Raw genomic sequence first — 21767 nt, 5'->3', positions numbered from 1 at the left:
CCGTGTGTCCTTGGCGGTGGGCGTCTGCCCGGTGCCGATGAGGGGGATATGCGCCTCTGAGCCCTCACGATCAACGAACGAAACCGTGAAATACTTCATATCTACGCGCGCTTGCGCACAGATTGCCCGCTCTTCCGCACGCCCCTCACGGCGTCGCGACGGACCCTCACGCCCCCGCGACCGCGCCCCCCGATCCTGCAACGAAACCCGCCCGCGCCCCCGCAGCGGCACCGCGCCCGGCCCCTCCTTCTTCTGGCTAAAAATACTCAAATCCCGCCCGGGCCACCTACACCGCCGCCCACAGCAAGCCCCCACCCGAGCCACCAGCCCGCAGCGCCTCTCTAGGTGAACTGCTCCCGCAGCAGCCGTTCCTCCAACCCGTGCCCCGGATCGAAGAGCAAGCGATGCCGAACGCTCTCCTCGCTCGCGACCTCCACGCGCGTGACGTCGCGCACCGAGGTGCCGTCCGCCTCCGCCATCATCGGCCGCTTTGCGGGTTCAAGCACGTCAAAGCGCACCTTCGCCGTCCGAGGCAGCAGCGCCCCGCGCCAGCGCCGGGGCCGGAAGGCGGCCATGGCCGTCAGCGCCAGCACTTCCGAGCCGATCGGCAGAATCGGCCCATGGGCGGAATAGTTGTAGGCCGTCGATCCGGCGGGCGTGGCCACCAGCGCGCCGTCGCAGACCAGCTCCTCCATTCGGATGCGCCCATCGACGGTGATGCGCAGCCGGGCCGCTTGCGGTCCCGCTCGAAGCAACGACACCTCGTTGATCGCCAGCGCCTCGACCGTGCTGCCATCGGCCCGCGTCGCCACCATCTTGAGCGGGTTGGTCACCGCCTCCTCGGCCGCCGCAAGCCGCCAGAGCAGATCCTCCTCATTATACTCGTTCATCAGAAACCCGACCGTGCCGCGATTCATCCCATAGGTGGGGATCGGCAGATCCGTGGTCGCGTGGAGCGTCTCCAGCATGAATCCATCGCCCCCCAGCGCCACGACGACATCCGCCGCCTCGGGGGCGTGCTGGCCGTAGCGCGCGGTCAACCGGGCGAGCGCTTCCTGCGCCTCGTCCGTCGGCGACGCGACGAACGCGATCTTCATGGCTTTGTTCGGCATCGTCCCTCCCCGTTCGCGCGCAGGGTTGCGGGGCGCGTATCGGAAACGCAAGGGTCGTGTCCGGTCCGAGATGCGACGCCCTTGCCCTTTCCCAGCGGCCACGAGGCGCGTATGAGGCGCCAATTCCGTCACAGGAGATGCGCCATGAACGCCCCCCATCGCGACCCCGACTTCTTCACCGCCACCCTCGCCGAGACCGATCCCGAGATCGCCGAGGCCACCCGGAAGGAACTCGACCGCCAGCGCGACGAGATCGAGTTGATCGCCTCGGAGAACATCGTCAGCCGCGCCGTGATGGAGGCGCAGGGCGGCGTGATGACCAACAAATACGCCGAGGGCTACCCCGGCCGCCGCTACTATGGTGGCTGCCAGTATGTCGACATCGCCGAAGACCTGGCCCGCGACCGCGCCAAGCAGCTCTTCGGCTGCCAATTCGCAAACGTTCAACCGCATTCCGGCAGCCAGGCGAACCAGGGCGTCTTTACTGCGCTGCTCAAGCCCGGTGACACGATCCTGGGGATGAGCCTCGACGCCGGCGGGCACCTGACCCATGGCGCGAAGCCCAACCAGTCGGGCAAATGGTTCAACGCCGTCCAATATGGCGTCCGCCGCGACGACCTGCTGCTCGACTATGACCAAGTGCAGGCGCTCGCGACCGAGCATCAGCCAAAGATGATCATCGCCGGCGGCTCGGCCATCCCGCGGATCATCGACTTCGCCCGCATGCGGGAGATCGCGGATTCGGTCGGCGCCTATCTGCTGGTCGACATGGCGCATTTCGCCGGGCTGGTGGCGTCGGGCCACTACCCCTCGCCCTTCCCCCATGCCCATGTCGCCACGACCACAACGCACAAGACGCTGCGCGGCCCCCGGGGCGGGATGATCCTGACCGACGATGCCGAGATCGCGAAGAAGGTGAACTCCGCCATCTTCCCGGGCATCCAGGGCGGCCCGCTAATGCATGTGATCGCCGCCAAGGCGGTGGCCTTCGGCGAGGCGCTGCGGCCCGGTTTCAAGGACTACCAGGCGCAGGTGATCGAAAACGCGAAGGCGCTGGCGGATCAGCTGATGAAAGGCGGGCTCGACATCGTCACGGGCGGGACCGACACCCATCTGATGCTGGTCGACCTGCGCCCCAAAGGCGTGAAGGGCAACGAATCCGAGGCGGCGCTCGGCCGCGCCCACATCACCTGCAACAAGAACGGCATCCCCTTCGACGACGAGAAGCCGACGGTCACGTCGGGGATCCGGCTGGGCACGCCCGCCGGCACCACGCGCGGCTTCGGCGAGCCGGAGTTCCGGGAGGTGGGCGACCTGATCGTCGAAGTGCTTGACGGGCTGGCCGCGAACGGGGCCGAGGGCAATGCCGAGGTCGAGGCGCGGGTGCGCGAGAAGGTCCAGGCGCTCTGCGACCGGTTCCCGATCTACCCGGAGCTTTGAGAGGACGAAGACTTTTCCAGGAAAAGTCTTTGAAAGAATTTCGTTGAAATTCTTCGGCCCGTCGCGCCTGTTCGGGGCATGACGGGCTTTTTTTGGGATGAGCGGTGCTTTTGGCACGCGGGCGGCAATTACGCGCAGATGGTGCCGGTGGGCGGGCTGGTGCAGCCGATCGCGGGCGGCGGCGGGCTGCCCGAGGATCCGGAGACCAAGCGGCGCCTCGTCAACCTGATGCGGGTGACGGGGCTGATCGGCGAATTGAAGGTCCGGGGCGGGGCCGAGATGACCCGAGAGGATCTGCTGCGCGTCCACCCCGCCGCCTATCTCGACGCGTTCAAGTCCGCCTCCGACGCGGGCGGGGGCGAGTTGGGCCTGCGCACGCCTTTTGGGCCCGGCGGCTACGAAATCGCCGCGCTGTCGGCCGGGCTGGTCGGCGACGCGGTCGAAGCGGTGCTGCGCGGCGAGATGGGAAACGCCTACGCGCTTAGTCGGCCGCCCGGACATCACTGCCTGCCGGACTGGCCGAACGGCTTCTGTCTGATGGCAAATATCGCGCTTGCCATCGAGCGGGCGCGGGCGCGAGGGCTCTGTCATCGGGTCGCCGTGCTGGACTGGGACGTGCATCACGGCAACGGCACTGAGGCAATCTATGCCGCCGATCCCGACACGCTCACGATCTCGATCCATCAGGAGCGGAACTACCCGCTCGACACCGGCGCCTTCGAGACCGACGCGCAGGCGAATCTGAACGTCCCCTTGCCTCCCGGATCGGGTCACGTGACCTATCTGGCGGCAATGGAGCGGCTGGTGCTGCCCCGCCTCCACGCCTTCGGGCCAGAGCTGATCGTGGTCGCCTGCGGATTGGACGCGGCCCTCCCGGACCCGCTGAGCCAGACCCTGGCGACGGCCGAGACCTTCCGCGCAATGACCCGCCAGGTGCTCGACCTGGCCGCCGATATCTGTGGCGGGCGCGTGGTCATGGCCCATGAGGGCGGCTATTCGGAGGTCTACGTCCCGTTTTGCGGCCATGCCGTCATCGCGGAGATGGCCGGAAGCCGGACCATCGCGCCGGACCCCTTCGCCGAGGCCTTCGTCCTGCGCCAGCCCGGCGCCGATTTCGACGCGTTCGCCCTGGCCCGGATCGACGCGATGGCCGCAGCGATGTGACACTCCTGAGGGCACCCCCATGATGGCAAGTCATTGGAATGTCTCGCCGCAGGGCCGGAAGAGACGGTCGCGCACCGTGCTCTTCCGGGAGACCCTTTCCGGGAGACCGGAGACCGCGGCGTTCTGTCATCGCCCCCCGCCTGGAGCGCGGGCCGCGATTGAAAGCATCCGGCGCCTCGTCTAAAATCGCGGCGGACGACGGTATCCCGAGGGGGGGGGGCGACGATGAAGAAGGTCTACGGCTCGGCGGCGGAGGCGCTGGATGGGATCCTGTTCGACGGGATGTTCATCGCGGCCGGGGGATTCGGCCTGTGCGGCATCCCCGAACTGTTGCTCGAAGCGATCAAGGAAGCGGGCACCAAGGACCTGACCTTCGCATCGAACAACGCGGGCGTGGACGATTTCGGCATCGGCATCCTGCTGCAGACGCGGCAGGTCAAGAAGATGATCTCCAGCTATGTCGGCGAGAACAAGGAGTTCATGCGCCAGTATCTCGGAGGCGAGCTGGAGCTGGAGTTCAACCCGCAGGGCACCCTGGCCGAGCGGATGCGCGCGGGCGGCTGCGGCATCCCCGGCTTCTACACCAAGACCGGCGTCGGCACCGTGATCGCGGAAGGCAAGGAGCACAAGGACTTCCCGACCGGCCCGGACGGCGCGATGGAAACCTATATCATGGAGCGTGGGATCTTCGCCGATCTCGCCATCGTCAAGGCCTGGAAGGCGGACCCGACGGGCAATCTCGTTTTTCGAAAGACCGCGCGAAACTTCAACCCGCCCGCCGCGATGTGTGGTAAAGTCTGCGTCGTGGAGGTGGAAGAGATCGTGGAGACGGGGAGCCTCGATCCCGATCATATTCATCTCCCGGGCATCTACGTGCATCGCCTGATACAGGGCGAGCACGAGAAGCGTATCGAGCAGCGGACGACAAGGCCCGCCGCATGATCAGAAAGGCCCCGACGCCAGACCCGTCGGAGCGTCAAGAGGCCAGCGCCCCGGTGTCAGACCCACCGGGGACGTCCGGTGGAGTGGCTCTTGAACAGACGATGAGGACGACCGTGAGCACGCGCCGCAAGCTGGCCTCCGTGATCGACGACCAGGACGCCCTGGCCGGCTTCAGCCGTGTGCGCGTGTCCATGATTCTCACCGATCCGCGGGCCGAGGACAATCCGATCGTTTACGTGAACTCTGCCTTCGAGCGGACCACGGGCTATGCGCGCTCCGCGGTGATCGGCCGCAACTGCCGTTTTCTCCAAGGGGAGGAGACCGACAAACGCGACGTCGACCGCCTCCGCAATGCCGTGGAGGCCGATCGGGACGTAACGGTCGATATCATCAACTACCGCGCCGACGGCACGCCTTTCCTCAACCGTCTCATCATCGCGCCCATCTCAGACGCCGACGGTCAGGTTATCTATTTCCTGGGTATCCAGAAAGAGATCTACGACAGCGAGCGCGAAGAGGACGCCGCAGACACGCTCGTGCTCAACGTCCGCGCCCGTGTGCAGGAGGATCTCGGTCTTGTGATCGATAGCCTTGGCGACCACGACGTGGAGACGCAGATCGATCAAGAGGCGATTACCCGGCGCCTTGAGTGCCTGCAACTGGTCTACGAATCGATGATGCTGTCGGACAACCAGGCGCGGACCGATCGTGGCATCGACCTGGGCTCGCTCATCAGCCGGGTCGCGACAGGCGTCGCCCATGAAGAAGGGCGCTCCGGGATCCGCTACGTGCAGCAGATCGAACCGGTGGTCGTGAACGTGGACGCCGCCGTGCGTGTGTCGATCCTGGTCTCCGAGGTCCTGTCCAACGCCTTCTCCCACGCCTTCGAGCGAATGGAGGAGGGCTTCGTCGAGCTTCGGATGAGCAAGCTGGCCGCGGGCGGCCTGCGCATCACCGTCACCGATGACGGCGTGGGTCTGCCGCGCAATGTCCCCTTCCCCAACCCCGACACCGCCGGCGGCCGCCTGATCGGCTTGCTGACCGACGGGTTGGAGGCCACGATCACGCCCGTTCGCGGCGCCGCCGGCACGGTGGTCATGATCGACGTGCCCTTCGGCATCACCGAGACCTGAAACCCCAAGGAGGCCCCCATGCCCTGGGACCGCAATCAGATGGCCGCGCGCGCCGCGCAGGAACTCCAGGACGGCTGGTACGTCAATCTCGGGATCGGCATCCCGACCCTGGTGTCGAACCACATCCCCGAGGGCGTCGAGGTGACGCTGCAATCCGAGAACGGGATGCTGGGCATGGGCCCCTTCCCGATCGAGGGCCAGGAAGACCCGGACCTCATCAACGCGGGCAAGCAGACCATCACGGAGCTGCCGAAGACAGCCTATTTCGACTCGGCCCAGAGCTTCGGCATGATCCGCGGCGGCAAGATCGCGATGGCCATTCTGGGCGCGATGGAGGTGGCCGAGAACGGCGACCTGGCGAACTGGATGATCCCCGGCAAGCTGGTCAAAGGCATGGGCGGCGCGATGGATCTGGTCGCGGGCGTCGGCCGCGTGGTCGTCGTCATGGACCACGCCAACAAGCACGGCCAGTCCAAGGTGCTCAAGGAATGCACCCTGCCGCTGACCGGCGCGGGGGTGGTCGACCGGATCATCACCAATCTGGGCGTGCTCGACGTGGTCGAGGGCGGGCTCAAGATCGTGGAACTGGCCGATGGCGTCACCGAGCAGGAATTGCGCGATCTGACCGAGGCGACGATCGTCGACTAAGCGGGATCGTCCGCAAGAGCGGCGGGCGCCGAGGCGTCCGCATCGACGGGCACGAGGCGGGGATCACCTCCTCCCGCCTCGGCCGGTTCAAACTGATCTCCGATGCTGCCTGCGGGCCATCGCGCTCTGGACATTCGCCAAGCCGGAGGCGCGCGGGCCATCCCGCGTGGTCGGACGCCACCCAGATCAGCGCGCCGTCGAGACGTGGCGCGCCGCTTCGGCCTGGGCTTGCTCCAGGGCCGTCTCCAGCGCGCATCCGAGATCCAGCCCCGCGGCGAGCGTCCCGCAGAACACATCGCCCGCCCCATGGGTCGAGACCACGTCGACCCGCGGCGCCGCCATCCGGTGCACGGTGCCGTCGCGATGCAAGTCCAGGCCTTCCGCCCCCCGCGTCACAACCGTGACCCAGTTGCCGAAGGCCGCAGCGCCCATCTGCCCGGCCTCCACCCGGTTGACGATCAGCAGATCGAGACGGGCCAGCAGGTCCGGCGGGACGGGGCGCGCGGGGGCGGCATTCAGGATCAACCGCGCGTCGGCCGGCAAGGCGCGGGCCAGGGCGAGGTTCGCCGCCTCCGGCACTTCGTTCTGGATCAGGGCGGTCGTGACCCCGGTCGGATCGGAGGGCATGGCCAGGGCGTTCGCGCCGGTGACGACCACCGCGCCATAGTCGCCGGTCTCCGTCTCGATGGCGACGGACATGCCGGAGGGCGCGTCCACTTGGCGCAGCCGCGACGTGTCCACCCCCTCCGCGGCAAGCGTGGCCCGCATCCGCGCACCGGGATCGTCGCGTCCGACAGCACCCGCGAAGGCCACGCGGGCCCCGGCCCGCGCCGCCGCGCGCGCCTGATTGCCGCCCTTCCCGCCGAAGCGGTAATCCACCCCCTGCCCCGGCAGCGTCTCGTCCAGGGCGGGCAGGCGCGGGGCCCGCACCACCACGTCCCAATGCAACGATCCGAGAACGAGGATCATGCGCCGTAGAGCGCCCGCGCCACGATTCGCTGCGACGAAGCGGCGTCCTGCCGGGCGATGGCGGCGCGCAACTCCGGCAGGTCGCCGATCTCACCGGCCAGCGCGCGCAACCGCTCCACCAATGCGAGATTCGTGCGTGCCTCTTCCACGGGGCTCAGACCGCCATGGTCGGGGAAGGTGTCGAAATAGATTACGCCATCATAGCCGATCCGCTCCAACTCGACGAAGAGCTCAACCGTGGCGACGGGATGCACGGTGCCGACCATCAGCCCGTCATCGCGCTTGCCGTAGCCGTCGTTGAGATGCACCCCCAGCAGCCGCGACCATCGATCGATCAGATGGGCCGCATGGGCGGGCATCTCGTCGGCATAAAGGACATGGGCGAAGTCCAGCGTCACGCCCAGATTGGGCCGGTCCGCCTCCCGCACGCCCAGGATCGTGGTGCCGACATCGGGCATCAGCGCATAGGCGCGAGGCTCGTTGGGTTTGTATTCGACGGCGACATCCATGCCGGGATCGTGGTCGGCCACCGCCTGAAGCGCGGCGATGGTGTCGTCCCACATCGCGCCGTAATCGCCCTGAAACGCATAGTCGAACCCGTCCTGCCCCATCCAGAGCGTCATCACGCTGCCCCCCATCGCGCGACAGGCATCCATGCCGCGCTTGGTCAGGTCGATGGCCGACTGCCGCACGGTCGGGTCGGGATTGGTGAAGGCGCCGATCTTGAAACCCGGCTCGGTGTAGTAGCGCATCGCCAGCCCGTTCAGCGCCATCCCCGCCCGTGCCAGCATGTCCGACAGGTCGCCAGGGCTCTGCCCCTCGAAATGGTCGGGATAGTTCAGGTCGGCGGCGTCGAGCCCGCCGACCTCGCCCGCGGCAGCGATCATACCGGCGATGCCGCCGCCCAGATCCTTGGCCCGCGGCTTGAAGGCGTTGAGCCGGGCCGCGTAGCGGGGGCGGTTGGCGCGGGTCATGGCGTCTCCTCGGGTTGGAACAGGTCGGAGCGGTCGGCCGCCAGCTCGGTCAGGTGGTGCATCAACTGGCGCAGATGGTGTCGCAGCGTCTCCCGCGCCGCCTGCGGGTCGCGGGCCTCCAGGGCGGCCAGGACGGCGCGATGCTCCTCTAGCGTGTCGGCCACGCGCCGGCCCTGGGGCAAGATCAAACGCCGCGCCCGGTCGACATGCACCCAGGCGCTATCGGCCACGCGCGACAGGCGGCTGAAGCCGGTGAAGTCCAGCAGCATCCCGTGCATCTCGGCGTCCAGCGCATAAAAGCCCACCGCATCCCCCGCCTCGACGAGCGCGGTCTGCATCGCGACGGAGCGGCGCAGCGCGCGCAGTTGGTCTTCGGTGATCCGGGGGGCGAGATGCTCGATGGCGGCCAGTTCGATCGCCTCGCGCAGGAAAGCGCCCTCGCGGATCTCGGTCAGGGACAGTGGGGCCACGAAGCTGCCCGCCTGCGGCACGATCTGGACCAGCCCCTCGGCGGCGAGCTTGGCCATCGCCTCGCTGACGGGAGACCGCGAGACGCCGAGCTCCTTGCAGATCGCCTCCTTGCGGAGCGCGGCGCCGGGCGCCACGCGCAGCTCGACGATGGCGGCACGTAGCGTCAGATAGGTGCGCCGCGCCAGCGTCCCTTCCTCGGAAGAGAGGCCGCCGACGCTCGGCGCCGCGTCGGGAGGAGACATGGACATGCTAGCATGTTAGTCCCGTCGCGCCCGCCGGGCAATCGTCTGAAATCACCGCAGCCAGGCGCGGGCATGGGGCGGCAGGACGATCTCCGCCTCGGCGGGGTCCAGCAGGGCGTCCGACAGGATCTCCCGCCCCTCGACCATGCCCTGCCCCGCCGCCCAGGCGCGGGGCACCGCCGTCCAATGCTCGGTGAAGTTGTAGAGGCAGATCACGCTGCCCCAGGGGGCCCGGCGCGCCACGGCGAAGAGAGCGCGGTTGCCGGTGCGCAGCACTTCGGTCGGGTGGGCGCCGTGAAGCTCCGGCGTGGCGGCGCGGCGCGCCAGGATATGGCGCAGCCCGTGCCAGACGCGGCCCGGCAGGCTTCGGGGGTCCTCCGTGGCCTGTGCCGCCCGATCCCAGTCCATGCGCGGCCGGTGCAGCCAGCGGCTGTCATGCGCGTGTTCCGGCACGTCGAGATAGCCATAATCGTTCAGCAGCGCGATCTCGTCGCCCATATATATCAGCGGGATGCCCCCGGTGCTGGCGATCAGCGCATGCCCCATCAGGATGCGGTCCACGGCGCGGTCCAGCGCCTCGGCGTCGTTCGTCTCAAGCGCCCGCTCCACCCCGGCCAGCGAGGCGAGCGTCCCGCTGATCCGCTTGTCGCCCGTGTCCGGGTTGTGCTGGAACAGAGCGCCCCTGGAGAAGCTGCCCGGGAAGACGCCCTCGTAGAAATCCGACAGGAAGGCCCGGTGGGCGGGGCCGCTCAGCCCCACAGCCGCCGCGTCCTCGTCGGTGACGGCCCAGCCGATATCGTCATGGCAGCGCAGATAGGTCGCATAGGTCGCGTTGGTCAGAACGGGCGGGAAATGCGACGCCATCACATGGGTCATCAGCTCGGTGTCGCGGGACGCGAGGGCCGACCAGACCTGGACCATCAGCGAGTTGTGGTAGGCGAGGTTGCCCTCCTTCCCGTCATGACGGCCACGGCCGAGATAGGGCAGCATCTCGGCGGGGCTGACGATCGCCTCTTCCAGATGGATGACCCCCGGGGCCACGATGCGGCAGGCGGCGCGCAGCGCTTGCAGGATCATGTGGCATTCCGGCTCGGACTGGCAGCGGGTGCCCATCCGTTTCCACATGAAGGCGACCGCGTCGAAGCGCAGGATGTCCACGCCGCGATTGGCCAGCGCCAGCATGATCTTGGTCATCTCCAGGAAGACGCGGGGATTCGCCCAGTTCAGATCCCATTGATGGCTGTTGAAGGTGGTCCAGACCCAGCGCGCGCTTTCCTCGTCCCAGGTGAAACTGCCCGGCGCGTCGTCGGGGAAGACCTCCACGAGGGTCTCCTCATAGGCGCGGGGCAGCGTGTCGTCCTCAAACATGAGGTAGTAATCGGCATAGGTGGGATCGCCGGCGCGGGCCTTCTTGGCCCAGGCATGCTCGCGGGCGGTGTGGTTCAGCACCATGTCGACGCAGACGCTGATGCCGCGGGCGCGGCAGGCGGCGGTCGCGGCCTCCAGGTCGGCCATGCTTCCCAGGCGGGGATCGACGCGACCGTAATCCATCACCGAATAGCCGCCATCGTTGGGGGCGGGACGCGGCTTCAGCAGCGGCATGAGGTGGATATAGCTGACGCCCAGATCGCTGAGATAATCCAGCCGGTCGGGCAGCGCCTTGAGCGTCCCGCAGAAGCGGTCCGTGTAGAAGACATAGCCCGCCATGTCGGGGCGCTGGAACCAGTCGGGCTCCAGGTCGCGCTTGAGGTCGAGCAGCTTCAGATCCGCCGGGCGGGCGCGCCAGGCGCGGCGCAGGGCCGCGTCCAGATCCTTGGTGAAGGCGCCGTAGCCAGGGTGGTCGCCGTAGAGTTCGTTGAGCATCGACCACAGGTCGTCACGGCTACGCGCGTAGCGCATGTCGTAGAGCGTGGCATTGAGATCGGGAGAGGCGGTCTTGGACATGACTCTGGTCATAGGTTGCTTGCGGACAGGTGGCGAGGGGGTCAGGCCTCGCGCAGGGCGCGGCGCTGCACCTTACCCGTCGCCGTCATCGGCAGCGCTGGGACAAAGCGGACCGCGCGCGGGGCCATATGCGGCGAGAGCCGGGCGCGGACCCAGGCGATGAGGTCGTCCTCCAGCCCCTCGGTCGCGCCCTCGGCCACGACGAAGGCCGTGACCGCCTCGCCGCGGGTCTCGTCCGGCAAGCCGACCACGGCGCACATCACGACCTGCGGATGCGCGGTCAGGCAGGTCTCGATCTCGGTAGGGCCGATCCGGTAGCCCGCCGAGGAGATCACGTCATCGTCGCGCGACACGTAGCTGATAACCTCCCCTTCGCGCCGTCCCAGATCGCCGGTGCGCAGCCAGCCGTCGCGCCAGGTCTCCGGCGGAGGCCCGTGCCATTTCTCGGCGGTCTTTTCCGGCTTGCCCCAATAGCCCAGGAAGGTCGCGGGCGAGCCGCGCACGCAGATCTCCCCCTCCGCCACCTCGCGCCCGTCGGCGTCGCGTAGCGTCACCTCCACCCCCGGCACGGCGCGGCCCAGGCTGCCCGGCACCACGTCTTGCGTGCCGGCGCAGGAGGCCATGACGAGGTTGCACTCGGTCTGGCCGTAGATCTCGTTGATCGCTACGCCCAACGCATCGCGCCCCCAGGCCAGCAGACCCGCGCCCAGCGCCTCGCCGCCCGACATGACGGCGCGCAGGCTCAGCCCCTCAGGCGGATCGGTCCGGCGCAGCATCTTGAGCGCGGTGGGCGGCAGGAAGGCGCAGGTGACCCGCTCGTCGCGCATGAGCGCCCAGGCGGTATCGGCATCGAACTTGGCGAAGCGCTTGGCGACCAGCGGGACGCCGAACCAGAGCGCCGGAAAGGCCAGATCCATCAGCCCGCCGATCCAGGCCCAATCGGCCGGTGTCCAGGCCACGTCGCCGTCCTGCGGGAAACCCTCCAACGACGTCTCCACGCAGGGCATATGACCCAACAGAAAGCGGTGCGCATGCAGCACACCCTTGGGCGGGCCGGTGGTGCCGGAGGTGTAGATCATCATCGCCGGGTCTTCGGCGGCGGTCTCGACCGGAGCGGCGGGCGCCTCGGAGAGCAGATCGGCCCAAGCATCCGCGTCGATCCGCAGCGCCAGATCCGGCAAGTCCAACGTGCCGACCTTCTCCAGCCCGGCGGCGTCGGAGACAACCGCGCGGGCGCCTGAGTCGCGCAGGCGGTATTCCAGCGCCTCCGGGCCGAACAGTGCGAAAAGCGGCAAGGAAACCGCGCCCAGCTTCATCGTCGCCAGATGGGCGACCATCACTTCGGCCCGCTGCGCCAGCAGGATCGCGACCCGGTCGCCCCGCCCCACGCCCCGACGCGAGAGCGCCCCGGCCAGGGCATCGGACGCGGCCTTGAGGTCCGCGAAGGTCCAGACGCGGCGTTCCCCTCCGGCCAGGTCGATGATGGCGGTGCGGCCGGGCTCGATGCCGGCCCAGTCGTCGCAGCAGGCGGTGGCGATGTTGAACCGCTCCGGGATGTCCCAGGCGAAGCCGGCGCGCATCTCGTCCCATGGCGCGAGATGCGGCAGCAGGCGCCGCCGATCGGCAAGCCCGCTCATGAGGAGGTGGATAGGATCACCGGGTGCAACCCCGTGATCGGCAGTCCCAGGGCGCGGAGCGCGGGAAGCGAGATCTGCGGACCGCCCGCCCCGTCGCCTATCGGGCGCAGGGTGACGGCGATGGCCTCGCCCGTCTCCGTTCGCACGGTGCCCGGCTGCTCCGAGGTGACGAGCGCCGATTTGACCCAGAGCCCCGGATCCGCCGGATCGCCCAGCGAGACGGTCACACGGCCCAACTCACCGCCGGTGGGCGCGGATTGGGCCGCTACGCGAGCGGCCTCCTTCTCGGCCTCCGAGACGGTATCGAATGCTTCGGGCGCGGCCGTAGCCACGTCGGGCCGCGCGACGGGCGCGGGGGTGCGCTCGGGGGCGCTTGCGGCTTGGGGCGGCGGGGTCGACGCCTCCTCCTCCGCGCCGAACGGCAGCTTGGCGCAGGCGCCAAGGACAAGCGGCACCAGCAAAATCGCGGCGAGTGGGCGCATGAGTGACCTCTTAGGACCAGACAGCGGCAAGGTAATCCGCTCGCGTTCAAAACCCCAGCCCAAAGGCGGGCGGGCGGGACCGCGTGCGGCCCCGCCCGTCATGGTCAGCGGGTCGAGGGGTCGGCCGTCGTCCGCAGGTAGGGGAAATGCGTGGTGAACTCCCCGAACTTGGCCTTGGCGTCTTCGTCCGAGACAGTCGCCGGGATCACCACGTCGCGCCCCTGCTCCCAGTTGGCGGGGGCGGCCACGCCGTGCTTGGCGGCCATTTGCAGCGCGTCCAGCGCGCGCAGCACCTCGGCGAAGTTGCGGCCAACATTCATCGGATAGGTCATCGACAGCTTCAGCTGCTTGTCCGGGCCGATGATGAACACCGAACGCACCGTCGCCGTGTCGTTGGGCGTGCGCCCGTCGGGTAGGTAGGCATCGGCGGGCAGCATGTCATAGGCCTTCGAGATCTCCAGGTTCTCGTCGGCGATGATCGGGAAGGTCGGCTCGGCCTTGCCGAAGGCCTGGATGTCGGCCTTCCATTTTCGGTGGCTCTCGGCGTCGTCGACGGAGATGCCGATCACCTTGGTGCCGCGCTTCTCCCATTCGTCGGCCAGTTGGGCCACGGCACCGAACTCGGTGGTGCAGACGGGGGTGAAATCCTTCGGATGGCTGAACAGAATCGCCCAGCTGTCGCCGATCCAATCGTGGAACTTGATCGGGCCTTCGCTGGTCTCCGCCTCGAAATCGGGGACGACTTGGTTGATGCGCAGGGCCATGAGTGAGTGCCTCCTCGGGGGTTGCGTTCGCGCGACACGTAGTGCCTCGCGGGCCGGAACAAAACGGGGGCGGCTCCGATCAGGACACGAGTCTCGGATGAGGCGACCGCGGCGAACGCCCGTTTCCCCCGCGCCCGGTCAAAAGGGACAGGGCGCCTCGAGCCGCAGCATTCGGCCCTCGACCGGGTGCTCGAATTTCAGCCCCTCGGCATGGAGCATCATGCGCGCGAAGTCGCGCGCGGGCCCTTCGGCATAGAACGGATCGCCCAGAATGGGGTGGCCCAGTTCCCGCATATGGACGCGCAGCTGGTGGCTGCGCCCGGTGCGCGGCATCAGGCGCATCCGGGTGGTGCCGTCCTCGACCGCGACCCGCGCCCAATCGGTGACCGAGGGCTTGCCGCGCTCGAAATTCACATGCTGGAGGGGCCGGTTCGGCCAGTCGACGATCAGCGGCAGGTCGACGGTGCCTTTCTCTTCGGCCACCTCGCCCCAGACGCGGGCGATATAGCGCTTGCGCACGCGCTTGGTCTCGAAAAGGCGGCCCATCTTGCGCTGGGCCTCCTTGGTAAGCGCGAAGACCATGATCCCCGAGGTGTCCCGGTCGAGCCGGTGGCAGAGCAGCACTTCGGGGCGCATCGCCTCCAGCCGCGTCAGCAGGCAGTCGGCCAGGTGTTCGCCCCGGCCGGGGACTGACAGCAGGCCATGGGGCTTGTCGACGACGATCAGGTGATCGTCCTCGTAGAGGATCGGGATCGGGCCGGTGGGCGGGTCGTAATCGGCGGACATGAGCGCCGCCCTAGCGCGCCCTCACTTCCTCCGCCAGAGGCGCCGGACGGCCCAGATCGCGGTGCCGCCGAAGAAGAGGGCCGCGGCCGCGACCACCTCGATGGCGCCGAAATCGGTGAAGCCGCCCGCGAGGACGGCCCCAACCAGGATGGCGAGCCCAGCGAGCGAGAGGACCAGGTAGATCCGCGCCTCGCGCCGGTCCGGGCCGGGTCCGCTCATGCCAGATAGACGCGGAACCAGGCGATCGTGTCCTCCCACGCGGCCTCGGCCGTCTCGGCGTCGTAGCGGGGCGTGGTGTCGTTGTGGAAGCCGTGGTTCACGTCGGGCCAGATATTGGCCTTGTAGATCTTGTCGTTCGCCTCCAGCGCGCGCTGCATCTCGGGCCAGCCCGCGTTGATGCGGCTGTCCAGCGCGGCGTATTGGAACAGAAGCGGCGCCTGGATGCGCGGCACATCGGCGGCGGCCGCCTGCCGCCCGTAGAAGGGCACGCCCGCCGAGAGCTCCGGATAGGCGACGGCGATGGCATTCACCACGCCGCCACCATAGCAGAAGCCGGTCGCGCCGACCTTGCCGTTCGTCCCCTCCAGCGCGGCGAGATATTCGTAGCCCGCGAAGAAGTCGTTCATCAGCTTCTCGCCATCGACCTGGCGCTGCATCTCGCGGCCCTCGTCATCGTTGCCGGGATAGCCCCCCATGGAGGTCAGCCCGTCCGGCGCGAGCGCGATGAAGCCCGCCTTGGCGACCCGGCGCGCAACGTCGCGGATATAAGGGTTCAGGCCCCGGTTCTCATGCACGACCAGCACGGCGGCGGGCGTCTCGACGCCGGTGGGGCGGACGAGATAGCCGTTCACTTCGCCATGGCCGTTCGGGCTGGCATAGGTGATGTCCTCGCCCGAAATGTCGGGATCGTCCTCGGCCACCTGCTGGGCCAGCGCGTAGTTCGGGCTGAGCGTATTGAGCAACGCCAGAGCGGTCACGCCGCCCACGGCCCATTTGCTCGCGCGGTCCAGAAACTCCCGCTTGGAGATCTTGCCGTGCGCGTAGAAGTCGTAGAGGTCGAGAAGTTCCTGGTCGAAATCCTTGGCGGTCATGCGGGTCATGGCATCGTCTCCCTGATGGATGCCGACCTAAGGTAACCCGAGAAAACCCGCCGCCCACTCAATCCTGCGCGCGCGCCGCCAAGGCCCCCGCCGCCCCCAGCAATGCGAGCGGGATCGTCGCGGCAAAGAGCATCTCGATGCCGAGCCGTCCCAAGAGCAGCGACATCACCCCCGGCACCACGGTCGCGCCAAGATAGCCGGCGGCAACGATCAGGGCGGCCATCCGCTCCCCTCCGCCCAACCGGCGCGTGGCGGCGACGAAATAGGCCGGGAAGAGCAGCGCCACCGCCCCGCCCGACAGCGCATAGGCCGGTCCCTGCACGCCCAGCGCCGCCGCGCCGCAGGCCAGCGCGACCAAGGCGAAGGACGCAGCCAGGAGGCGCAGCGGCGCGATCCGGTCGGCCAGCCACCACAGCGCGACCCGCGCGGCCAGGAAGACGCCGAAGAACACCGCCGCCCAGAGCGCCGCGCGCGTCTCGCTCATCCCGCGCTCCACCAGCGCGGCCGGTCCCAGCCCCGCCAAGGTCAGCTCCACCCCGACGCCGAGCCCGCCCAGCGCCAACAGCCCCGGACGGCGCAGCACGGCGCCCAGCCGCGGCCGTGCCGCCGGCGCGCCGGCGGGGACGCCTCCGGGGGCCAAAGCTGACAGGATCAGCGCCAGCACCGCGACCGCGCCGTAGGCCGGCGCGATCCCGCCGCCCGCCGCGACGAAGATCAACGGCCCCACCACCGCGCCGACGCCGAACAGCGCGTTGAGCAGGCCCAGCATGCGGGGACCGCTGTCGCCCAACTCCTCCAGGAAGCGGCGGTTGAAGACCGCCGAGGCCAGCGCGCTGCCCGCGCCGACCAGCACCGCCCCGGCCAACATCGCCGCCCAGCTCGGCGCCAGGGCCATGACCCCGGCGCCCAGCGCCACGACGGCCAGCGTCCGCCGCGCGGTGACGCCCGCCCAGACCATGTTGAGCAGCAGCCCCGCGAAACCGCCAGCCGCATGGGCCCAGACGATCGCTCCGGCCTGGGATGGCAGGATGTCGTGCAGCCGTGCCAGGGCTGGAACCGACGGCCCATAAAGCGCCTGCGCCGCCCCCACCAGGGCGAAGGCGACGAAACTGTGGATCACGAGGGCGCGGGCCGAGGGGCTGGACATGGGTCCGCTTGCGCATGACAAGGCGGCAGGGTCAATGACCTGCGCACGGCCGCCGCGCCCCCGTCCGCCTCTTCGCGAAAGGACCCGTCCCATGCCGCTCCGCCGCCTTGCCCTGCCCCTGCTGGCCTCGCTGTTCCTGGTCCCCCCCGCCGCCGCCGAGCAGGTTGGCGAGGTCGGGGTCGACTGGGTGGGCAATGACATCATCATCGAGGCCATCGCTGACCCGAAAGTCGAAGGCGTCACCTGCCATATCGCCTATTTCGAGCGCTCGCTCATCGACCGGCTGAGCCAGGGAAACTGGTTCGAGGATCCGTCCAACGCCTCGATCGCCTGCCGTCAGACCGGCCCCATCACCATCGGCGATATCGACCGCGGCGAGGAGGGCGAGAACGTCTTCCGGGAGAGCCGGTCGATCATCCTCAAATCGCTCAGGGTGAAGCGTATCTTCGACGAGGCCAATCAGACCCTGATCTACCTCGTGCACGCCGCGGAACTGACCGAAGGCTCGGCCAAGATGGCGATCTCGACGGTGCCGCTCTATGGCTCGGGCGCGGAGACGAACTGAACCGCACGCCCGGGGGCGCGATCCGCATGTCCCTGATGGGCACGCCCCTCAGATCAGCGCCAGCGCCACGCCATAACCCACGAAGCAGACCGCCAGGACGCGGCGCAGCCAGAGGCTCGCCACGAAGCCCAGCGCCCGGCGGCCGAGCCAGGCGCCCAGCGCGCACCACCCGGTATAGCTGAGCGCCGTCAGCGTCAGCGCCGTGGGGACGATGACGGTCATCTGCGACCAGATGGGGATGTCGGTGCGCACGAATTGCGAGAAAGCGGCCAGATAGCCCGCGACGGATTTCGCGTTGATCGTCGCGATCAGGAAGGCCCGGAGAAAGAGCCGCGTCGCCGCCGGCGCCTCGGCGCGTACGGGCTCGCCCGCGCGCACCCAGGCGCGGATCCCCAGCCCGATCAGCAAGAGCGCGCCGGCCAGCTTCACCGCCTGGAACGCCCCGGGTGCGGCCAGAAGAAGCGCCGTCACGCCGCTCGCGGCCAGGGCGAGGAACAGGGTGGCCTGGCACAGGATCCCGGCCACGCACCAGAGCGCCCGGGAAAACCCCGCCGCCCAGGCCGTCAGGATGCAGTTGACCGCGTTCGGCCCGGGCGTCGTCACGAACAGCGCCCAGAAGGACGCGAAGACGGCCCAGTCGACGACACTCACCAGTTTGGCCGGGGGCTCAGATGTTCAGGAACCGCTGAGCGATCCGGGGCAGCAGCTTGTTGAAGCGCAGCGGCGCGTCGGTGACGACCAGACAGATGCAGTCCTCGCCGACATCCGCGACCGGCATGTGCTCCACCGCGTCATCCGCCACTTCGATATCGCCGCGCGCATAGCGCAGGTCGCCGTCATGGAACGCGCCCTTGAGCACAAGGGTGATCTCGGTGCCGCCATGGCCGTGATCCGGCATGGCCTGCCCGCCGGGGATCGACAGCAGACGCGCCGTAGCCTCGTCGTCGCCACATGGGATCACGATCTGCTTGACGCCCATCCCCACGCCCCGCCAGCGCAGCGTGTCGACATCGCCGCCCAAGGCGTCGCGGAGCGGCTGCGGCAGCGTAGCATCGATGCGCGGCGTCTTGACGTCGACATGGACGGTATCGGCACGTCCCGCGCCCATGATCCGCTCCATCACCTTGTCGAAGCTGTCGGAGCGCAGCGGCGCCACCTCCGCCTCGGCCAGGAGCGCGCCGCCCATCGCCTCGAAGCCCTCGAGCCGGGCACGCGCGTCGTCGTCCAGCGAGACCGCCGTTGCCACCATCAGGTCGTAGGACTCGGGCAGGAGACCCGCCGCATAGCCTATCAGCAGCTCGTCCCCGATGGGGTGAGTCACCGTGCGTTCCATAGTCGATCGTCCCTCGATCATTTGCCCGACCCCCCTGCGGCACGCGGCGGATCGGTGTCCATCGCGTGCCTTAGCCGGTCTATTGCGAGTCTAATGCGCGATTTGATCGTGCCCAGGGGCAAACCGGTTTCGGCGGCAATTTCGCTATGCGACAGATCGCCATAGAACGCCCGTTCGATCAGATCGCGCTGTTTCGGCGGAAGCTGCGCGACCGCTTCGGCGAGACGCCGGCTGTCTTCACGCAGCGCCAGCGCTTCGGCCTGCGCCGGCTCCGGCTCCGGTCCCCAGGGCAGATCCTCCGGCTCCGGACGGCGGGACTTGCGGATCATGTCGATCTTGCGATTGCGCGCGATCGTGAACAGCCAGGTCGACACCGTCGCCCGGGTGGGATCGTAGAGATGCGCCTTGCGCCAGAGCGTGACCATCACGTCCTGCATACAGTCCTCCGCGAGACCGGGCGTCAGCCCGGTCCGGATCAGAAAAGCCTTTACGCGAGGGGCGAAACGTTCGAACAGTTCCGCGAACGCTTCGCGATCCCTGTCTCGGCCGACCGACACCAACAGCGCCGCCCAATGCCCTTCGTCCCTCGTGTCGAACGTCAACGCCGTCTCCGATTCAGCAGGGCCGCGACCTTGCCGCGGACCCCTCACCCTACCGGAAAGCGAACCGCTTTGTCCAACTGACCAGACTTACGCCACGACCGCGCACCCGGATCACTTTGATCGCAACTTTCTCGCGCTTCGCGGTCGGTTTTGCCCCGCATTGATCCATCATGCGGTGTGCTACGTAGCCATGTGAACGCTTCTAACCACGGACCTATCCAGCTTTGCCTCTCGACCTTTCTTCGCCCGTCCCGCGCCGCATCGCGGTGGTCGGCGGCGGGATTAGCGGCATGGCCGCGGCCCATGCCCTGTCCCGTCAGCACGCCGTGACCCTGATCGAGGCGGAACCCCGTCTTGGCGGCCATGCCCGCACGATCCTTGCAGGACGAAGGGGAGACCAGCCCGTCGACACCGGCTTCATCGTGTTCAACAAGGTCAACTATCCGAACTTGCTGGCGCTTTTCGAAGAGCTGGACGTGCCCATCGCCGACAGCGACATGTCGTTCGCGGCGTCGTTGCAGGGCGGGCGGATCGAGTATTCGACCCAGACCCTGGACACGGTCTTCGCCCAGCGCCGCAACTTCGCCAACCCGCGCTTTCTGCGCATGGTGCGCGACATCCTGCGCTGGAACGCCCGCGCCGCCGACGAAGCCAACGACACGTCGCTGACCCTGCGCGCCTTCCTGGACTCGCTCGGCTTGGGCGAGAGCTTCCGGAACTGGTATCTCGGCCCCATCTCGGGTGCGATCTGGTCGACCCCGTCGCAGAACGTGATGGACTTCCCGGCCGCCGCGATGGTGCGGTTCTTCGCCAATCACCATCTGCTCGCCAATACCGGGCAGCATGACTGGTTCACGGTGGAGGGCGGCTCGACCGCCTATGTCTCGCGGCTGGAGGCGTATCTGCGGCGCATGGGCGTCAACCTGCGGCTCGGCGCGCCGGTGCGCGGCATCCGCCGGAGCGGCGATGGCGTGTCGATCCGGCTGCAGGGCGGCGAGTGGGAAGGCTTCGACGAGGTCGTGCTGGCCACCCATTCCGATGACAGCCTCAAGCTGCTCTCGGACCCGAGCCCGCGGGAGACGGCGCTGCTGTCGCGGATCCGCTACCAGTCGAACCGCGCCGTCACCCACCGCCACGACGCCCTGATGCCCAAGCGCAAGAAATGCTGGGCCTCCTGGAACTATAACGAGCCCGCCGGCGCCCGACCCGAGCAGTTGGGCCTCACCTACTGGATGAACCGCCTCCAGCCGATCCCGACCTCCGACCCGCTCTTCGTCTCGCTGAACCCGCAGATCGCCATCCCCGAGGAGGAGATCTACGACGAGACTTGGTTCCGCCATCCGGTCTACGATCTCGCCATGATGGACGCGGTCGAGGGGGTGCGGGCGATGAACGGCGCCAACGGGACATGGTTCTGCGGCGCATGGATGCATAACGGCTTCCATGAGGACGGGATGCGGTCTGCCCTGGACGTGGTGGAGGCGATGACCCGGCGCGACGCGATCGGGATCGCCGCCGAATGACCGTCCCACAGCACATCCCCGCCCGCACCTATCACGGGCGCGATGCCGAGGGCGTGCGCAACGCCTTCGCCTACGGCATCGACTATGTGCTGCTGGAGCCGGAGGCCGACACGCCACTGCCCCGCCTCTTCGCGCGCAACGGGCGCGGGTTCGCGGCGCTGAACGACGCGGATCATGGCGGGCCGCCGGGCGACGGGCGCGGGACCGCCTGGGTGCGCGACGTGCTGGAGGCGCAAGAGATCGACTGCGCGGATGGGCGCATCCTGCTGCTGGCGCAGCCGCGCGTCCTGGGGCACGTGTTCAACCCGGTCAGCTTCTGGCTCTGCCACGACCGCGACGACGTGCTGCGGGTCGTCATCGCCGAGGTCACGAACACTTTCGGGGACCGTCATTCCTATCTCTGCCACTCTCCGAATTTCGCCCCGATCCAGCGCGAGATGGTGCTGGAGGCGACGAAGATCTTCCATGTCTCGCCGTTCCAGCCCGTCGAGGGACGCTATCGCTTCCGGTTTGACATCCGGCCCGATGAGATCGGGATCTGGATCGAGTATCGCAGCGAAAACGGCCGCCTGATCGCGACGCTGGCCGGTCCCAGACGGCCGCTGACGTCCTGGGGGCTGCTGGGCGCGGCGCTGCGGCGGCCGTTCGGGTCGCGCCGGGTGCTGGGGCTGATCCACTGGCAGGCGCTGAAGCTCTGGTGGAAGGGCGCGGCCTACCGCCCCCGCCCTGCCCCGCCGGAGACCGAGGTCAGCCGGTGACGCGACAGGCGCCCGCGCCTCGCGTGATGGC

At 68.5% G+C, this 21767-nt stretch carries 23 protein-coding genes; 8 read left to right on the top strand and 15 right to left on the bottom strand.

What is annotated here, in order from left to right; genetic code table 11:
* Window positions 1-341 precede the first annotated feature (341 nt).
* Window positions 342-1112 carry an NAD kinase gene (locus DTQ71_RS20690; protein WP_109566203.1) on the bottom strand — a complete coding sequence of 257 codons (771 nt, stop codon included), beginning with the start codon at window positions 1110-1112 and terminating at the stop codon, window positions 342-344.
* Window positions 1113-1256: 144 nt separating this feature from the next.
* Between DTQ71_RS20690 and glyA the strand changes: the two genes are divergently transcribed.
* The 5 genes from glyA to DTQ71_RS20665 all read left to right on the top strand — a co-directional run bounded on the left by glyA (window position 1257) and on the right by DTQ71_RS20665 (window position 6439).
* Window positions 1257-2552, top strand: coding sequence for a serine hydroxymethyltransferase (gene glyA, locus DTQ71_RS20685; RefSeq protein ID WP_109566202.1), 1296 nt, complete (start codon window positions 1257-1259; stop codon window positions 2550-2552).
* A 78-nt stretch (window positions 2553-2630) separates the two neighbouring features.
* Complete coding sequence (locus DTQ71_RS20680) at window positions 2631-3716, top strand: class II histone deacetylase (protein ID WP_109566201.1); 1086 nt, start codon at window positions 2631-2633, stop codon at window positions 3714-3716.
* A gap of 225 nt (window positions 3717-3941) precedes the next feature.
* Complete coding sequence (locus tag DTQ71_RS20675; protein ID WP_109566200.1) at window positions 3942-4658, top strand: CoA transferase subunit A; 717 nt, start codon at window positions 3942-3944, stop codon at window positions 4656-4658.
* A 101-nt stretch (window positions 4659-4759) separates the two neighbouring features.
* A complete protein-coding gene (locus tag DTQ71_RS20670) occupies window positions 4760-5791 on the top strand; it encodes a PAS domain-containing protein (protein WP_109566199.1) in 1032 nt (343 codons plus the stop codon).
* 18 nt (window positions 5792-5809) lie between these two features.
* Entirely contained in the window at window positions 5810-6439 is a 630-nt protein-coding gene (locus tag DTQ71_RS20665; protein ID WP_109566198.1) for a 3-oxoacid CoA-transferase subunit B, read from the top strand.
* 186 nt (window positions 6440-6625) lie between these two features.
* Here DTQ71_RS20665 and DTQ71_RS20660 read toward each other — a convergent pair whose 3' ends face one another.
* From DTQ71_RS20660 to DTQ71_RS20610, 11 genes are all read right to left on the bottom strand, one after another.
* Entirely contained in the window at window positions 6626-7408 is a 783-nt protein-coding gene (locus tag DTQ71_RS20660) for a PfkB family carbohydrate kinase (RefSeq protein ID WP_109566197.1), read from the bottom strand.
* Window positions 7405-8382: a TIM barrel protein gene (locus tag DTQ71_RS20655; RefSeq protein WP_109566196.1), complete on the bottom strand. Its 978-nt coding sequence runs from the start codon at window positions 8380-8382 to the stop codon at window positions 7405-7407. Before DTQ71_RS20655 ends, DTQ71_RS20660 begins: the two co-directional genes overlap by 4 nt.
* Window positions 8379-9101 carry a GntR family transcriptional regulator gene (locus DTQ71_RS20650; RefSeq protein WP_245947676.1) on the bottom strand — a complete coding sequence of 241 codons (723 nt, stop codon included), beginning with the start codon at window positions 9099-9101 and terminating at the stop codon, window positions 8379-8381. The genes DTQ71_RS20655 and DTQ71_RS20650 overlap by 4 nt, the downstream gene beginning before the upstream one ends.
* A 45-nt stretch (window positions 9102-9146) precedes the next feature.
* Window positions 9147-11039, bottom strand: coding sequence for an alpha-amylase family protein (locus DTQ71_RS20645; protein ID WP_109566195.1), 1893 nt, complete (start codon window positions 11037-11039; stop codon window positions 9147-9149).
* Between the two features lie 41 nt (window positions 11040-11080).
* A complete protein-coding gene (locus DTQ71_RS20640) occupies window positions 11081-12676 on the bottom strand; it encodes an AMP-binding protein (protein WP_245947675.1) in 1596 nt (531 codons plus the stop codon).
* Window positions 12673-13158, bottom strand: a complete 486-nt coding sequence (locus tag DTQ71_RS20635) for a hypothetical protein (RefSeq protein ID WP_109566194.1) — start codon at window positions 13156-13158, stop codon at window positions 12673-12675. The genes DTQ71_RS20640 and DTQ71_RS20635 overlap by 4 nt, the downstream gene beginning before the upstream one ends.
* Window positions 13159-13262: 104 nt before the next feature.
* The gene (locus tag DTQ71_RS20630; RefSeq protein WP_109566193.1) at window positions 13263-13922 is read right to left on the bottom strand and encodes a peroxiredoxin; all 660 of its coding nucleotides are present in this window, start codon (window positions 13920-13922) and stop codon (window positions 13263-13265) included.
* Between the two features lie 138 nt (window positions 13923-14060).
* Window positions 14061-14708: an RluA family pseudouridine synthase gene (locus DTQ71_RS20625; RefSeq protein ID WP_109566192.1), complete on the bottom strand. Its 648-nt coding sequence runs from the start codon at window positions 14706-14708 to the stop codon at window positions 14061-14063.
* A gap of 21 nt (window positions 14709-14729) precedes the next feature.
* The gene (locus tag DTQ71_RS20620; protein ID WP_109566191.1) at window positions 14730-14927 is read right to left on the bottom strand and encodes a hypothetical protein; all 198 of its coding nucleotides are present in this window, start codon (window positions 14925-14927) and stop codon (window positions 14730-14732) included.
* Window positions 14924-15808, bottom strand: a complete 885-nt coding sequence (yghX, locus tag DTQ71_RS20615; protein WP_109566190.1) for a YghX family hydrolase — start codon at window positions 15806-15808, stop codon at window positions 14924-14926. The genes DTQ71_RS20620 and yghX overlap by 4 nt, the downstream gene beginning before the upstream one ends.
* Before the next feature lie 58 nt (window positions 15809-15866).
* Entirely contained in the window at window positions 15867-16955 is a 1089-nt protein-coding gene (locus DTQ71_RS20610) for an MFS transporter (protein WP_109566189.1), read from the bottom strand.
* A gap of 91 nt (window positions 16956-17046) precedes the next feature.
* On the opposite strand from DTQ71_RS20610, the gene DTQ71_RS20605 reads away from it, so the two are divergent.
* The gene (locus DTQ71_RS20605; protein ID WP_109566188.1) at window positions 17047-17520 is read left to right on the top strand and encodes a CreA family protein; all 474 of its coding nucleotides are present in this window, start codon (window positions 17047-17049) and stop codon (window positions 17518-17520) included.
* Window positions 17521-17568: 48 nt separating this feature from the next.
* Here the strand turns inward: DTQ71_RS20605 and DTQ71_RS20600 are convergent, their stop codons facing one another.
* From DTQ71_RS20600 to DTQ71_RS20590, 3 genes are read right to left on the bottom strand one after another with little or no spacing between them, the layout of a single operon-like run.
* On the bottom strand, window positions 17569-18171 hold the full coding sequence (locus DTQ71_RS20600) for a LysE family translocator (protein WP_109566187.1): 603 nt from the start codon (window positions 18169-18171) through the stop codon (window positions 17569-17571).
* 16 nt (window positions 18172-18187) lie between these two features.
* A complete protein-coding gene (locus tag DTQ71_RS20595) occupies window positions 18188-18853 on the bottom strand; it encodes a ChrR family anti-sigma-E factor (protein WP_109566186.1) in 666 nt (221 codons plus the stop codon).
* A 17-nt stretch (window positions 18854-18870) separates the two neighbouring features.
* A complete protein-coding gene (locus DTQ71_RS20590) occupies window positions 18871-19416 on the bottom strand; it encodes a sigma-70 family RNA polymerase sigma factor (RefSeq protein WP_281271264.1) in 546 nt (181 codons plus the stop codon).
* A gap of 263 nt (window positions 19417-19679) precedes the next feature.
* On the opposite strand from DTQ71_RS20590, the gene DTQ71_RS20585 reads away from it, so the two are divergent.
* Together DTQ71_RS20585 and DTQ71_RS20580 are read left to right on the top strand one after the other, a co-directional pair.
* Window positions 19680-20978, top strand: a complete 1299-nt coding sequence (locus DTQ71_RS20585) for an NAD(P)/FAD-dependent oxidoreductase (RefSeq protein WP_407066420.1) — start codon at window positions 19680-19682, stop codon at window positions 20976-20978.
* On the top strand, window positions 20975-21736 hold the full coding sequence (locus DTQ71_RS20580) for a DUF1365 domain-containing protein (RefSeq protein WP_109566183.1): 762 nt from the start codon (window positions 20975-20977) through the stop codon (window positions 21734-21736). Before DTQ71_RS20585 ends, DTQ71_RS20580 begins: the two co-directional genes overlap by 4 nt.
* Window positions 21737-21767 lie beyond the last annotated feature (31 nt).

Source organism: Jannaschia seohaensis, from assembly GCF_900116765.1.
In the GTDB taxonomy this organism is placed as follows: Bacteria; Pseudomonadota; Alphaproteobacteria; order Rhodobacterales; family Rhodobacteraceae; genus Jannaschia; species Jannaschia seohaensis.
The sequence above is the reverse complement of the archived record's forward strand: the minus strand, read 5'-3'. Positions and strand labels throughout refer to the sequence as shown.